The sequence below is a fragment of the Arthrobacter globiformis genome, from assembly GCF_003261175.1.
In the GTDB taxonomy this organism is placed as follows: Bacteria; Actinomycetota; Actinomycetes; order Actinomycetales; family Micrococcaceae; genus Arthrobacter; species Arthrobacter globiformis_A.
Genome location: NZ_QLNP01000105.1, coordinates 42,320 through 56,643 on the forward strand (window position 1 = coordinate 42,320; position 14,324 = coordinate 56,643).

Below are 14,324 nucleotides of genomic sequence, written 5' to 3' on the forward strand. Positions count from 1 at the left end.
ACTGCCCCGGGTGACAGCCTGTCGTTATCTTTTGGGGGCGAATTTGGGCACAATCAAAGGCATGACTTCTAGCGCTGTAACCCCCGCCGGTACCGGACTCGACGCAGGCCATCCGCTTCGCGACGGACGCACTGCTGACTCTCCGCTTATTACGGCGTACCGGGGCGGCAAGCCGAGCCGCCGCCCGGTGTGGTTCATGCGCCAGGCGGGCCGCTCCCTGCCGGAATACCTGAAGCTCCGCGAAGGCGTCGCCATGCTGGACTCGTGCCTGCGTCCCGAACTTGCCTCGGAAATCACCCTGCAGCCGGTGCGCCGGCACGACGTTGATGCGGGCATCTTCTTCTCCGACATTGTCATTCCCCTCAAGCTGGCCGGCGTCGGTGTCGACATCGTGCCCGGCGTGGGGCCGGTCCTGGATAAGCCCGTGCGGACTGCCGCCGACGTAGCCGCCCTGCCGCGCCTCACCGAGGAGTCGCTGGAACCCATCCGGGAAGCCGTCCGGCTGACCGTGGATCAGCTCGGCAAGACCCCGCTCATCGGCTTTGCCGGCGCGCCTTTCACACTTGCCGCTTATATGGTGGAAGGCCGCCCCTCCCGGGATCACCTTGGCCCGCGAACCATGATGCACGCCGACCCCGAGACATGGACGGCGCTGGCCAACTGGGCCGCGGATGCCTCCGGCATGTTCCTGCGCGCCCAGCTGGAAGCGGGCGCCTCCGCGGGCCAGCTGTTTGACTCGTGGGCAGGCTCCCTTGGCCTGGCCGACTACACCCGTTTCGTCGCCGCAGCCTCGTCGCGCGCCCTGGACCACGTACGTGACCTGGGCGCGCCGCTGATCCATTTCGGCACCGGCACCTCCGAGCTTCTGGTGGCCATGCGCGACGTCGGCGTCGACGTCGTCGGCGTGGACTACCGGCTGCCGCTGGAGGAGGCCAACCGCAGGCTGGGCGGCGCCGTCCCGCTGCAGGGCAACATCGATCCTGCGCTGTTGTCTGCCCCGTGGGAGGTCCTTGAGGCGCACGTCCGCGAGGTCATCGCATCGGGCGCGGGGGCCCCCGGCCACGTGCTGAACCTCGGCCACGGCGTGCCGCCGGAAACGGACCCCGACGTCCTGACGCGCGTCGTCGAACTCATCCACTCCGTCTCCCCGGAGTAAAGGGCTGTGGCTGCGGGCAGTCCTCCGGCCGCCGGACGCACGGCGCTGGTGGTCGGCGGCGGCATCTCCGGGCTCCTGGCCGCCCGGGAACTGGCACGGGCGGGCCTCCACACCACGGTGCTGGAAGCCGCTGAAGCCTGGGGCGGCTGTGTCGGCAGGCATGACGTTGCGGGGCTGACCCTGGACAGCGGGGCTGAGTCCTTCGCCACCCGCTCCACTGCGGTGGCCGACCTCGCCGCCGAGCTCGGGCTGGGCGGACATATCGTTGCCCCGCGGCCGGGCGGCGCCTGGGTGCAGCTGCCGGCCGGACCCCGCGAACTTCCCAAGACGGGCGTGCTGGGCATCCCGGCCAATCCGTGGGACCCGGAGGTCCGCCGCTCGCTGGGCCTGGGCGGCTCCCTGCGCGCCGCGCTGGACAAACTGCTGCCCGCCTCCGTGGGGACCACCGCCGAGGTTTCCAGCGTCTCCGCGCTGGTGCGGGCCCGGATGGGACGCCGCGTCCTGGAACGGCTGGTCGAACCCGTGGTGGGCGGCGTGCATTCGGCTGACCCGGGTCTGCTCGACGTCGATATGGTGGCGCCGGGGTTGCGCGCCGGCATCGCCCGGCACGGCTCGCTGGCCGCCGCCGTGGCTGCCCAGCGCAAGGGGACAGGCACGCAAACCACGCCCACGCACGGCGCACCAACGGAAGCCAAGCCTGCCAAGGCAGGCTCCGCCGTCGCCGGCCTGAAGGGCGGCATGCACACCCTCGTCACGGAGCTCGTGGCGGACCTCCGGGCACGCGGCGTGCAGCTGATGCCGGGGACAGCGGCAACCGGCGCTGCGCGGACCCCGAACGGCTGGGAGGTAACGGCGGGGGAGAGCAGCTACAAGGCCGACGTCCTGGTGGTTGCCCTGGACGGACCATCCGCCATACGGCTCCTAGGGAAAGCGGTGCCGGCGCTGGCCGGGCATCAGCCCGGACCCGGGCCTGTGGTCAAGCTTGTGACACTCGTTGTTGACCTTCCCGCGCTGGACCGTCGTCCGCGCGGAACGGGAATCCTGGTGGCGCCGCAAACGGAGGGAATCCGGGCGAAGGCCCTCACCCATGCCACCGGCAAATGGGACTGGGTGGCGGACGCGGCCGGACCCGGCAGGCACGTGCTGCGGCTCTCCTACGGGCGCAGTGAGGGTGCGCAAGCCGCGGCGGCTGCCGCCGCACCGGGGCCGGAATCGGCATCGGATGAGGCATTGCTTGACACGGCTTTGCAGGATGCGTCAGCGCTGCTGACGGTGCCCGTCACACGGGAGGCGCTGGTGGACTGGGACGTCGTCAGCTGGGCCGGAGCGCTGCCTTTTGCCGCTGTGGGGCACCGGCAGCGGGTCGCCGAGGTGCGGCAGATCTGCGCCGGCACGGACGGACTGCTGATGGTTGGCGGCTGGCTGGCCGGCAACGGGCTGGCGGCTGTGGTGGCCGACACGAAAGCGCAAGTCACGTCCTTGCTGGCGTAGCCGTCCCCGCTCTCGCGGACGGTTGCGGGGAGGCAGCTTACCTGCCGCCCGCGATACCTTCCGGGAGGACCCTTCCGCAAGTTTTCCCCGGCGCGAAATTGTGTCTAGGGTCGATGACTATGGTCAATCAGAAGTCCGATGGTTTTCGTTCGCTGACTGGTTTCCATGGGGGACTTCGGCGCGGCACAGCAGCGGCAGCGTTCGGAGCGGTACTGGTCTTGTCCGCAGGGGTTCCTGCATCCAACGCTGCTGCGTCCGACCTGCTGGGAGACCCGGATGGCGGCACCACCGCCGCGGCGGGGCTGGGCGCCACCGTTGGCGACGCCGCGGGGCTCGAAGCCTGGGCGGCGGCCGCCCTGTCCAACGAGCGAACACTATCCAATGATCACCGGGATGGCGACCACAGGTCCGGCGATCCCCGGTCCTCGGACCGGCCCTCACCTTCCGTGCCGCCGTCGCTGGCGCCCGTGGCTCCGGTTCCGACGCCGGACCCGTCCGTGACCATCTCCGCCCGCCCGACGCCGGCCGTGCCCGTGCCGTCTCCTTCCGTCACGGTCCCGTCCGTCCCGGTTCCGACTCCGACGGTCCCGTCCGTTCCGGTTCCGACGGTTCCGTCCGCTCCGGTCCCCACCACTCCGGCGCCGTCATCTCCCGCCCCGCCGCCAAGCTCGTCGGGAAGTTCGGCGCCTGCCCCGACCCGGTCAGGAACCCCGGCCCCGGCGTCTTCGTCGGCAGCCCCGTCCTCCCCGGGAACGGCTCCGGCGCCTGGAACGGCAGCAGAAACCGGAGGCTGGTGGGGACCCTCAAACGGCACCGGCGGCTCTTCCCCCGCCGGATCCGCTCCCGGCTCCCCGGCGGCCGGCAGTTCGCAAAGCGCTGCGACCACCGAAACCCCCTCCGCGGACGCCAGCCCGTTCGAGGAGATCGCGGGCCTGTCGGCCGGCGCCGGCCTGCGGGGACGCTCGGCCGCGGGCGTTGCCGGCGGAGTCTGGGGCTCGGCGCAGCTGGCGGGCCCCAACAACATGGCCACGATCAGTTCGCCCTACACGCGCGGGCCGGCAGAGGGTGCCGTCATGGGCGTGTCACGGAGCGGAACCATTGAGCCACAGGTGTGGTGGGGTGCAGGGCTCCTCGCGCTTGCCGGGGCGGCGGGTGTGGCCGCAGTACGGATCCGGCGGTCGCTGTGAAATAAACCACTTCTACGCGACGTAGAAGTCGAGTTTTTCGACTTAGGCCGCATGGAAGGGGCAGGATAGTAACCATGAGCCACACTCCTGCCGAATCTGTCACCAAAACCGAAGAATCAGCCGAGCAGTTCTTCACCCTCTGGACCGTTTTCAAGCGCTCCGCCGAGGCCCTTCGCAGCGCCGATGCCGCCGAGGATTTCGACGCCCTGGTGGCGCGCCTGGCCGAGGGCGGGGTCACCCACCGCGGAAGCTACGATGTGTCCGCCATGCGGGCCGACGCCGACGTCATGGTCTGGCTCCACGGCCCCAAGCCCGAGGCGCTGCAGCAGGCCATCCGTGACATCCGCCGCAGCAAGCTGTTCGCGGGAACCGAGATCGTCTGGTCCGCCATGGGCGTGCACCGTGAAGCGGAGTTCGCCAAGAACCACACCCCGGCGTACTCACGCGGCGTGGCACCGGCCGAGTGGCTGTGCGTGTACCCGTTCGTCCGCTCCTACGAGTGGTACCTGCTGCCGGAGAACGAGCGCGGCCAGATGCTGCGCGACCACGGCCTGCTGGGCCGCGACTTCCCGCAGGTCATTTCGAACACCGTGTCATCCTTCGCGCTCGGGGACTGGGAATGGATCCTCGGCCTGGAGGCACCCGAGCTCGTGGATCTCGTGGACCTGATGCGCCACCTGCGCTCCACCGAAGCTCGCAACCACGTGCGCGAGGAGATCCCCTTCTACACCGGGCGGCGGATCACCGCGGGCGAGATCGCCGAGGTCCTCGCATGAGTCCGTTGGACCCGCAGGAAGACACCGCGAACCCTGTTACCGAGGCCGGCAGGCTAGCCCCCAAGGAATACGACGGCGTCCTCCTCGCCTCCTTCGGCGGCCCCGAAGGCCAGGACGACGTCATCCCGTTCCTCCGCAACGTCACGCGAGGCCGGGGTATCCCCGATGAGCGCCTCGAAGAGGTATCCCACCACTACCGTGCCAACGGCGGCATCAGCCCGATCAACCAGCAGAACCGCGAGCTGAAGGCCGCCCTCGAGGCTGAGCTGGCGGCGCGGGGCATCGACTTGCCCGTGCTGTGGGGCAACCGCAACTGGGATCCCTACATCCCGCAGACCCTCCAGGAAGCGTACGACGCCGGCCACCGCCGGCTGCTCATGCTCACCACGAGCGCGTACTCCTGCTACTCCAGCTGCCGCCAGTACCGCGAGGACATCGGCATGGCCCTGACCGAAACCGGGCTCGACGGCAGGCTGGAAGTGGACAAGGTCCGCCAGTACTTCGACCACCCCGGCTTCGTGGAACCCTTCATCGCGGGCACCACCGAGGGAGTCGCCGAGGTGCGCGCGCAGCTTGCCGCCGCCGGCAAGCCTGACGCACCCGTTCACGTTCTCTTTGCCACCCACTCCATCCCCACCCGGGATGCCGTGGCCGCCGGCCGTTCCGAGGACGAGCCCCGTGAGTTCGCGGAGGATTCCGCCTACGTGGCCCAGCACCTCGCGAACGGCACGGAGATCATGCGCCGCGTGGAAGCCGATTCCGGCCTGTCCGCCCCGTGGTCCCTCGTCTACCAGTCGCGGTCCGGCGCCCCGCACATCCCGTGGCTGGAGCCGGACATCAACGATGCCATCGAGGCCCTTGCCAAGCAGGGCGTCGCGGGCATCGTGATCGTGCCCCTGGGCTTTGTCAGCGACCACATGGAGGTGGTCTGGGACCTCGACACCGAAGCCCTGCAGACCTGCCGCGACCTCGGCCTCGCCGCCACACGCGTGCCCACGCCGGGAACGCACCGCCGCTTTGTCGAAGGTCTCGTCGAACTGATCTGCGAACGCACGGTAGCCAACAACATCGCGGACCGCCAGGCCGTCACCGGCCTCGGGCCCTGGTACGACGTATGCCGCCCCGGCTGCTGCGAAAACTTCCGCGGCGAAAAGCCCGCCATTGCCGGTGCCGACACCACCGTCGGACAGGGGCACGACCCCTACCCGGCTGCCGGGCAGGACGCGAAGTGACGGTACGGATCGGCACCAGGGCGAGCAAGCTCGCCCTGACCCAGACCCAGCAGACGGCCGACCGGCTGGCCGCCGTCGGGGGTTTCGATGTCGAACTCGTCCATGTCCGGACCGACGGCGATGTCCTCACCGGCTCGCTGTCCCAGATGGGTGGCACCGGCGTCTTCGTGGCCGCACTGCGTGACGCGCTGCTGCGGAACGAGTGCGACGTGGCTGTCCACTCCCTGAAGGACCTGCCCACGGGTTCAGCTCCGGGCCTGACGCTGGCCGCCACCCCGCCCCGCGTGGACGTCCGCGATGTCCTCTGCGCCCGGGACGGGCTCAAGCTGGCCGACCTGCCCAAGGGCGCCCGCGTCGGCACCGGCTCACCACGCCGGGCAGCACAGCTCCGCGCCGTACGCCCCGACCTGGACATCGTGGACATCCGCGGCAACGTGGACACGCGGCTGGGCCGGGTGCCAGGGCTTCCCGGGAACGCCACCGACGCTGTGGTTGACGGAAAGTCGTGTGACCTCGACGCCGTCGTCCTCGCCGCCGCGGGACTGGAACGGATCGGCCGCCTGGACACCGTCACCGAATACCTGGAGACGGACATCATGCTCCCGGCAGCCGGCCAGGGATCGCTGGCCATCGAATGCCGCACCGCCGAGGCACCCGCCCGCGCGGGCTCCAGCGGGGGGTCGCGGGGCGTGCTCGCCCAGGCGCTGACCGCCCTTGACGACGCCGACACCAGACTTGCGGTCACAGCCGAACGCGCGCTGCTTGCCCGGCTGGAGGCAGGCTGCGCCGCCCCCGTGGGCGCGTACGCCTACCGGAAGGGCAGCATGCTCCACCTGGAAGCCGTGGTCTGCGCCGTGGACGGCACCGCCTCGGTGCGGGACAAGCGGGCGACCGACGGACTCACCGAGGTGGGCGCCACCCTGCTCGGAATCGAACTGGCCGAGGTCCTGCTGGCAGCGGGGGCTGCGGACATCGCGGACCTGACGGCTTCCTGACCGCAGCCGGCCACCGTATGCGAATGACGAGCGGGGAGGACGAAGCGGGCGAACGTCCGGCGGAATCACGTCCGCTGGAAGAACGTCCGCTGGACGGACAACGCGTCCTGGTGACGCGGAGCCCCGAGCGGTCCGGGCCCCTCGCCGAGGCACTGCGGCTGGCCGGCGCCGTTCCCCTCCTGCTGCCGCTGACGGCCGCCGAACGCGCCCCGGACCAGGTAGCGTTCGACGACGCCTTTGAGGCTCTGGGCGCGGGCAGCTTCGAGTGGCTCGTGGTCAGCAGTGCCACCACCGTCCTGGCATTGCAGGAAAAGGCGGCAGAGCGCGCCGTGGAACTCGGAGACTGGCTTCCGGCCGGAACCCTGGTTGCCGCCGTGGGCCCCGCCAGCCGGAAGGCGCTTGAGGCTGCCGGAATTGCCGTGCACTTCGAGCCGGAGCAGGAACATTCAGCCGCCGGGATCGTCAGCGGGTGGCCCGGCGGCCCTGCCGCCGTGCTGCTGCCGCAGGCCGATATCGCGGCCCCTGCGCTGGCCCGGGGGCTTGCAGCGAAGGGCGCCCGGGTGCGCACCGTAGTGGCCTATTCCACCGTGGACTTCCCGGCCGAGCCGGCGCGGCGCCTTGGCCAAACTATTGGCGGCCTTGGCCGGACCGGCTGTGAAGGCGCCGATAGTGAAGGCACCACTTCGCTGCCGCTGCTCACGCCCGCCGAAGCGAAAGCCGAGGTTGACGACGGCGCCCTGGCCGCCGTCGTCGCCGCTTCACCCAGCGCGGTGCGGCGCATCGACGCCACCCTCGCGCCGCTCGGCTCCTGCCGCCTCGTGGCCATCGGCCCGGCGACAGCGGCTGAGGCGGAAGCCTTGGGACTCGTCGTGGCGGCCACGGCGCGGGAGGCTACGCCTGACGGGCTCGTGGCGGCCGTCATCCGGGCCTTCGCACCCTAAAACATCAATTCATTATCAGCAGTCACACAGTGAAGGACAGGACATGAGCTTTCCGCACCACCGCCCCCGGCGGCTCCGTACCACCCCCGCCATGCGCAGGCTCACGGCCGAGCACCGGCTTGCCCCGGCAGACCTGATCCTTCCCGCGTTCATCCGCGAGGGGCTCTCGGATCCCAACCCGATCGCCTCCATGCCGGGCGTCGTGCAGCACACCACCGACACCCTCAAGCGCGCGGCGGCCGAAGCCGTGGAGCTGGGCGTGGGCGGCATCATGCTGTTCGGCATTCCGGAGACCCGGGACGCAGAGGGCACGGCGTCGCTGGACCCGGACGGGGTGCTCAACAAGGCCATCCGCGACGTGCGGGCGGAGGTGGGGGACAGCCTTGTGGTGATGAGTGACGTCTGCCTGGACGAATTCACAGACCACGGCCACTGCGGCGTCCTCGACAGCGACGGCTACGTGGACAACGACGCCACGCTGGAGATCTACGCGAAAATGGCGGTGGCCCAGGCCGACGCCGGCGCCCACGTGCTGGGCCCGTCCGGAATGATGGACGGACAGATCGGCGTGATCCGCCAGGCACTTGAGGACGCCGGCCACGTAAACACCGCCGTGGTGGCCTATGCCGCGAAGTACGCGTCGGCTTTCTACGGCCCGTTCCGGGAAGCTGTGGACTCTCAGCTGAAGGGCGACCGCAGGACCTACCAGATGGACGCCGCCAACCGCCGCGAAGCCATCCAGGAGGTGGGACTGGATCTTGCCGAGGGAGCGGATATGGTGATGGTCAAGCCCGCCATGAGCTACCTCGACGTCCTGGCCGACGTCGCCCGGATGAGCCCCGTGCCGGTTGCCGCGTACCAGATCTCCGGGGAGTACGCCATGATCGAGGCCGCCGCGGCCAACGGCTGGATCGACCGGCGTGCCGCCATCACCGAATCGGTCCTCGGCATCCGCCGCGCCGGGGCCAACATGGTCCTCACGTACTGGGCCAGCGAAATCGCCGGCTGGCTCAAGGAATCCTGATGACGGAGCAGGCCCCGGGCCAGACCACAGAACCGGCCACAGGACCGACCGCTCCGGTGAGTCGGGGGCAGATCCTGCTGGGCCTGAACACGTTCGGCGACGTCGGCCTGGACGGTGCCGGCGAGCCTAAGCCGCATGCCCAGGTGCTGCGGGAGCTGCTGGACCAGGCGGCCCTGGCCGACGGCGTCGGACTTCACGCCTTCGGCGTGGGGGAGCACCACCGCCGCGACTTTGCCGTCTCGGCTCCCGAGGTGTTCCTGGCGGCCGCCGCGGCCAGGACCACCAACATCAGGCTCGGCTCGGCCGTGACCGTTTTGAGTTCGGACGACCCCATCCGCGTGTTCCAGCGCTTCTCCACAGTGGACGCCCTCTCCGGCGGCCGCGCCGAGGTGATGCTGGGCCGCGGCTCGTTTATCGAGTCCTTTCCGCTGTTCGGCCTGGACCTGGCGGACTACGAGGTGCTGTTCGAAGAGAAGCTTGAGCTCTTCGACAGGGTGCGCGCCCAGAAGCCGGTCCACTGGGAAGGGCGCACCCGGCCTTCCCTTGCCGGGCTGAGTGTCTATCCACCGCTGGAGCACCACCTGCTGCCGGCCTGGATCGGGGTGGGCGGCACGCCGGAGTCCGTGCTGCGCTGCGCGGAGTACGGCTACCCGATCATCTTTGCCGTCATCGGCGGCCAGCCGCGCGCCTTCGCGCCGCTGGTTGACCTGTACCGTGAGGCGATGGCCAAGTACGGCCGGCCGATGCAGCAGATCGCCACCCACTCGCCGGGCCATATCGCCGACACCGACGAGGCGGCCCGCGAGGAGCTCTTTCCGCACTGGCTTGCCCAGCGCAACAGGATCGGCGCCGAGCGGGGCTGGGGCCCGGGAAACCGGCGGGAATTCGACGCCATGTGCGGGCCCGAGGGCGCCCTGTACGTCGGGTCACCGGAGACGGTGGCGCAAAAGATCGCGCTGCTCAAGCGGAACCTCGGCGTGGACCGCTTCGACCTGAAATACGGCAACGGCACGCTGCCGCACGAATCCATGATGCGCTGCATCGAACTCTTCGGCACCGTGGTGGCACCGCGGGTGGCCGAGCTCCTGTCCGGTGACACTGATGACTCCGGTGACACTCCCACTGACTGAAAGAATGGGAACCATGACTTCCAGCACCCCTCGCAACGAGGAACTTTTCGACCGCGCCCGCCAGCTGATGCCCGGCGGCGTGAACTCCCCGGTCCGCGCCTTCGGTTCCGTCGGCGGGACGCCCCGCTTCATGGTGGCGGCCAAGGGCCCGTACCTGACCGACGCCGACGGCAAGGAGTACGTGGACCTGGTTTGCTCCTGGGGCCCGGCCTTGCTGGGGCACGCTCACCCGGCGGTCCTTGACGCCGTGCACGCCGCCGTGGACCGCGGCCTCTCCTTCGGTGCCTCGACCCCCGATGAGGCCAACCTCGCGGCCATCGTCAAGGAACGCGTTTCCGCCGTTGAACGGCTGCGCATGGTCTCCACTGGCACGGAAGCCACCATGACGGCGATCCGGCTCGCCCGGGGATTCACCGGCCGCAACCTGGTGATCAAGTTTGCCGGCTGCTACCACGGGCACCTTGACGGGCTGCTCGCGTCCGCAGGCTCCGGCGTGGCCACCCTCGCCCTGCCCGGTTCCGCCGGCGTCACGGCAGCCACCGCCGCCGAGACCCTGGTGCTGCCCTACAACGACCTCGGCGCCGTCGAGGCCGCCTTCGCCGAGCACGGCCCCAACATCGCCGCCGTCATCACCGAGGCAGCACCCGCCAACATGGGCGTCGTAACGCCGGGCGAAGGCTTCAATGCCGGCCTCTCACGGATCACCGCGGCCCACGGCGCCCTGCTGATCGTCGACGAGGTCCTGACCGGCTTCCGCACCGGATACTCGGGCTACTGGGGCCTCACCGGCGGCGCCGCCGACGCCACCGAGAAGTGGACCCCGGACCTTTTGACGTTCGGCAAGGTGATCGGCGGGGGCATGCCGACGGCGGCGCTCGGCGGACGCGCCGACGTCATGGACCACCTCGCGCCGCTCGGTCCCGTCTACCAGGCCGGTACGCTGTCGGGCAACCCGGTGGCCATGGCTGCCGGTGTGGCCACCCTGACCCACGCCACGCGGGAGGTGTACTCGTTTGTGGACGCGCGGTCGCTGGAACTGTCCGGCGCCCTGGCCTCAGCCTTGGATGCGGCCGGCGTGGACCACTCCATCCAGCGAGCCGGCAACCTGTTCTCGGTGGCGTTCGGCACGTCCGAGCAGGGGGTCCACAACTACAGCGACGCACTGAAGCAGGAGTCGTTCCGCTACGCGCCCTTCTTCCATTCGATGCTGGATTCGGGCGTCTACCTGCCGCCGTCCGTCTTCGAAGCCTGGTTCCTGTCCGCGGCACACGACGACGCCGCCATGAACCGGATCTTTGAGGCACTGCCCGCCGCCGCGGAGGCGGCCGCCGCAGCGAAGGCCTGACCCGCCGTCGGGCTTTCTTCTCGTTAAAAAACTCTGGCACCCGCCGCGGCGGGTGCCAGAGTTTTTTGGTTCTCAGTGCCCCGGCATGCCGGAAAGCCTGCCTAGAAGGCTACGGTCACGTCACCGTTGGGCCATTCCTTCTGGATGAAGGCCTTGACCTCGGCGGAGTGGAGCAGCTCGTCCAGCTTCTTGATGCGCGGATCGTCCTTGGACTCCGAGCGCCAGGCCAGGAAGTTGGCGTACGGGTTGTTCTCGGTGGATTCCACGGCCAGGGCTTCAGTGGTGCTGAGCCCGGCCTTGAGGATGAAGTTGCCGTTGATCAGTGCCAGGTCCACGGAGGGATCCTTCAGGTCGTTGATCAGCAGTTCCGGCTGGTTCTCGGAGAACTTCAGCTTCTTCGGGTTCTGGGCATCAGTCAGGGCGATGACGGAGGTGTCATCCTTGATGTCCTTGACCAGGCCGGCCTTTTCCAGCACCCGGAGCGCCCGGACCTGGTTGGAGGGATCGTTGGTGATGGCGATCTTGGCGCCGTCCTTGATCTCGCTGATGTTCTTGACCTTCTCGGAGAAGGCGGCGTACGGCTCGATGTGGACGCCGGCGCCGTGGCCAAAGTCGTAGCCCTTGGTCTTGACCTGGTCCTCGAACCACGGCAGGTGCTGGTAGTAGTTGGCATCCAGCGAGCCGTCGCTCAGCGCCGTGTTGGGCGTCTGATAGTCCTCGATCTCCTTGATATCCAGCTTGAGGCCGGCCTTCGGGGCGAGGTCCTGGTTCAGGAACTCAAGGATCTTGGCCTGCGGAACGGGGCTGGCACCGACGGTGAGGGTAACGGGCTTGGCCGGGTCAAGAGCCTGGCTCGACTCGGCGCTGGGGGCGGAGGAACCGCCGCACCCGGTCAGTGCCAGGGCCGCGGCGATGCCGGTGGCGAGGAGGGTGAGTGATTTACGCATGGGATGCGTTCCTTTCGAAATAACCTGGATCCCGACGGCGGCGCCGGGGAGATCCGATTCAGGTGCAGTGAGCGGCTACTCGCTGCCGTGAAGACTTTTAGCGGTGGTCCAGGCTGCGGGAGATCCATTCGCCCGTGAGCTGGATGAGCTGGACGAGGACAATGATCAGCACGATGGTGACGATCATGACCGTGACGTCGAAGCGCTGGAATCCGTAGTTGTAGGCGAGCTTGCCCAGTCCGCCGCCGCCGACGAGGCCGGCCATGGCGCTGTAGCCCACCAGGGTCACAACAGTGGTGGTTGCGGCTGCAACGAGCGCGGGCAGGGATTCGGGCAGCATCACCTTGCTGATGACCTGCATCCGGGTGGAGCCCATCACCTGGGCAGCGTCGATCTTGCCGTGGTGGACGTCGCGGAGACAGGCCTCCACGAGGCGGGCGAAGAACGGAATGGTTCCGATGGAGAGCGAAACGGAGGCAGCCACCGGCCCGAGGCTGGTCCCCACGAGGAGCCGGGCGAGCGGGATCAGGGCCACCATCAGGATCGCAAAGGGGATGGACCGGGTGATGTTCACGACGATGTCGCTGACGATCCGGTTGACTACCGGCATGGGCCGCAGCCCGCCGGGGACGGTGACGTGCAGGAAGACGCCGAGCGGCAGTCCGATCAGCACAGTGAAGAAGGCAGAGATTCCCACCATCTGGAGGGTCTCGACGATGGCCTCCGGCAGTGCCTTGGCCAGGACAGGGTTGCTGAAGATCTCGTTCACTTGGAGTCTCCCGTCTCGGCGGCGAAGTCAGTGTCCGCCGGGGCGAATTCAGCCAGTTCCGCCTCGTCGGCGACTGAACCTGCCAGCTTGGCGCTGATGCCACGGCTGCGGAGGTAGCCCAGGACGGCGTCGCGGTCGGCGTCGTCGCCCAGCTGGACCCGCAGGTGGCCGAACTGCTGGCCGCCGAGGGTTTCGACGCTGCCGGCAAGAACGTTCAGGTCAATGTCAAAATGCCGTGCCACCCCCGTGAGCACGGGCTCCTTGGCGCCGTCGCCGGAGAAAAGGATTTCCAGTACCGGCCCGGCCTGAAGGGCACCCTTGATGGGCTCCGACGCCGGCAGGGGCAGAAGTGCCCGCGCCAGCTTGCTGTCCAGGTCCGAGGCGACCTCGGCGAGCGGACCTGACTCGATGACCCGCCCCTTGGACAGCAGGGACACGGACCCGCAGACGCGCTTCACCACATGCATCTCGTGGGTGATGATGAGCACCGTGAGCTGCAGGCGGCGGGTCAGGTCCTGGATCAGGTCCAGGATTTCATCGGTGGTGGCGGGATCCAGCGCGGACGTGGGCTCGTCGCACAGCAGGACGTCCGGGTCCGATGCCAGGGCGCGGGCGATGCCAACGCGCTGGCGCTGTCCGCCGGAAAGCTGGGAGGGGTAGGCATTCTCGAAGCCTTCGAGGCCCACAAGCTTCAGCAGCTCGGCGACCTTGGCCCGGATCTTGTCCTTGGGCGCCTTGACCAGTTCCATGGGATGGGCCACGTTTCCGGCGGCCGTCCGCGAATCCATGAGGTTTGCGTGCTGGAAGACCATACCGATGCGGCGGCGGGCGGCACGGATTTCCGAGTCCCTGACAGAGCTCAGTTCAGTACCGTCAATGTTGACCGACCCCGACGTCGGGCGGTCCAGCAGTGTCAGGCAACGCACCAGGGTGGACTTGCCCGCTCCGGAATGGCCGATGATGCCGTGGATGGAGCCTTTGGGGACAGAAAGCGATACCCCGTCGAGGGCCACCACTTCCTTTTTCCCCTGACGGTAGACCTTGCGCAGGTCGGTGACTGTGATCATTTATCCTCAGGAGGTAGGACTTGGGCAGGGCATAGCACAAGCACGGTTCTGAACTAAATTATGTCAGCGCGGGGAAACGCCAGCCACTTCCGAACATTGTTCGGCCGTGCCCGATTCAGCCGCACTACTGACTGCTCATCTTGCCTGCAGGCCGCGTGAATGGCGGCCCCCAAGGGACTTCCTGAATCAGGATGACGGCGGGATGACCGCCAGGGCTTTTACCCGGTGCTGTGATCTTCGTCCCAGCGGCTTTCGTTCTGTTCC

At 68.8% G+C, this 14,324-nt stretch carries 13 protein-coding genes; 10 read left to right on the top strand and 3 right to left on the bottom strand.

Annotated features, from left to right (window positions below):
- The first annotated feature begins 61 nt into the window (after positions 1-61).
- The 10 genes from hemE to hemL all read left to right on the top strand — a co-directional run bounded on the left by hemE (position 62) and on the right by hemL (position 11,277).
- Positions 62-1,156: a uroporphyrinogen decarboxylase gene (gene hemE / locus DBZ45_RS21020; RefSeq protein ID WP_111905761.1), complete on the top strand. Its 1,095-nt coding sequence runs from the start codon at positions 62-64 to the stop codon at positions 1,154-1,156.
- 6 nt (positions 1,157-1,162) lie between these two features.
- Positions 1,163-2,647 (top strand): protoporphyrinogen oxidase, encoded by a 1,485-nt coding sequence (hemG, locus tag DBZ45_RS21025; protein ID WP_111905762.1) that lies wholly within the window; start codon positions 1,163-1,165, stop codon positions 2,645-2,647.
- Positions 2,648-2,766: 119 nt separating this feature from the next.
- Positions 2,767-3,834: a hypothetical protein gene (locus tag DBZ45_RS22745; RefSeq protein ID WP_146617548.1), complete on the top strand. Its 1,068-nt coding sequence runs from the start codon at positions 2,767-2,769 to the stop codon at positions 3,832-3,834.
- A gap of 74 nt (positions 3,835-3,908) precedes the next feature.
- Positions 3,909-4,610: a hydrogen peroxide-dependent heme synthase gene (hemQ, locus tag DBZ45_RS21035; protein ID WP_111905764.1), complete on the top strand. Its 702-nt coding sequence runs from the start codon at positions 3,909-3,911 to the stop codon at positions 4,608-4,610.
- Positions 4,607-5,842 (top strand): ferrochelatase, encoded by a 1,236-nt coding sequence (locus DBZ45_RS21040; protein WP_111905765.1) that lies wholly within the window; start codon positions 4,607-4,609, stop codon positions 5,840-5,842. Before hemQ ends, DBZ45_RS21040 begins: the two co-directional genes overlap by 4 nt.
- Positions 5,839-6,837 carry a hydroxymethylbilane synthase gene (gene hemC / locus DBZ45_RS21045; RefSeq protein WP_111905766.1) on the top strand — a complete coding sequence of 333 codons (999 nt, stop codon included), beginning with the start codon at positions 5,839-5,841 and terminating at the stop codon, positions 6,835-6,837. The genes DBZ45_RS21040 and hemC overlap by 4 nt, the downstream gene beginning before the upstream one ends.
- Positions 6,838-6,860: 23 nt before the next feature.
- Positions 6,861-7,778, top strand: a complete 918-nt coding sequence (locus tag DBZ45_RS21050; RefSeq protein WP_111905767.1) for a uroporphyrinogen-III synthase — start codon at positions 6,861-6,863, stop codon at positions 7,776-7,778.
- Positions 7,779-7,821: 43 nt separating this feature from the next.
- Positions 7,822-8,802, top strand: coding sequence for a porphobilinogen synthase (gene hemB / locus DBZ45_RS21055; protein ID WP_111905768.1), 981 nt, complete (start codon positions 7,822-7,824; stop codon positions 8,800-8,802).
- Positions 8,802-9,932 carry an LLM class flavin-dependent oxidoreductase gene (locus DBZ45_RS21060; protein ID WP_111905769.1) on the top strand — a complete coding sequence of 377 codons (1,131 nt, stop codon included), beginning with the start codon at positions 8,802-8,804 and terminating at the stop codon, positions 9,930-9,932. Before hemB ends, DBZ45_RS21060 begins: the two co-directional genes overlap by 1 nt.
- A 13-nt stretch (positions 9,933-9,945) precedes the next feature.
- Positions 9,946-11,277, top strand: a complete 1,332-nt coding sequence (gene hemL, locus DBZ45_RS21065; protein ID WP_111905770.1) for a glutamate-1-semialdehyde 2,1-aminomutase — start codon at positions 9,946-9,948, stop codon at positions 11,275-11,277.
- A gap of 101 nt (positions 11,278-11,378) precedes the next feature.
- On the opposite strand, the gene DBZ45_RS21070 is transcribed toward hemL, so the two are convergent.
- The 3 genes from DBZ45_RS21070 to DBZ45_RS21080 form a co-directional block, all read right to left on the bottom strand.
- Positions 11,379-12,224, bottom strand: coding sequence for a MetQ/NlpA family ABC transporter substrate-binding protein (locus tag DBZ45_RS21070; RefSeq protein WP_111905771.1), 846 nt, complete (start codon positions 12,222-12,224; stop codon positions 11,379-11,381).
- 97 nt (positions 12,225-12,321) lie between these two features.
- Positions 12,322-12,993: a methionine ABC transporter permease gene (locus tag DBZ45_RS21075; RefSeq protein ID WP_111905772.1), complete on the bottom strand. Its 672-nt coding sequence runs from the start codon at positions 12,991-12,993 to the stop codon at positions 12,322-12,324.
- Positions 12,990-14,060: a methionine ABC transporter ATP-binding protein gene (locus DBZ45_RS21080; RefSeq protein WP_223257204.1), complete on the bottom strand. Its 1,071-nt coding sequence runs from the start codon at positions 14,058-14,060 to the stop codon at positions 12,990-12,992. Before DBZ45_RS21080 ends, DBZ45_RS21075 begins: the two co-directional genes overlap by 4 nt.
- Positions 14,061-14,324 lie beyond the last annotated feature (264 nt).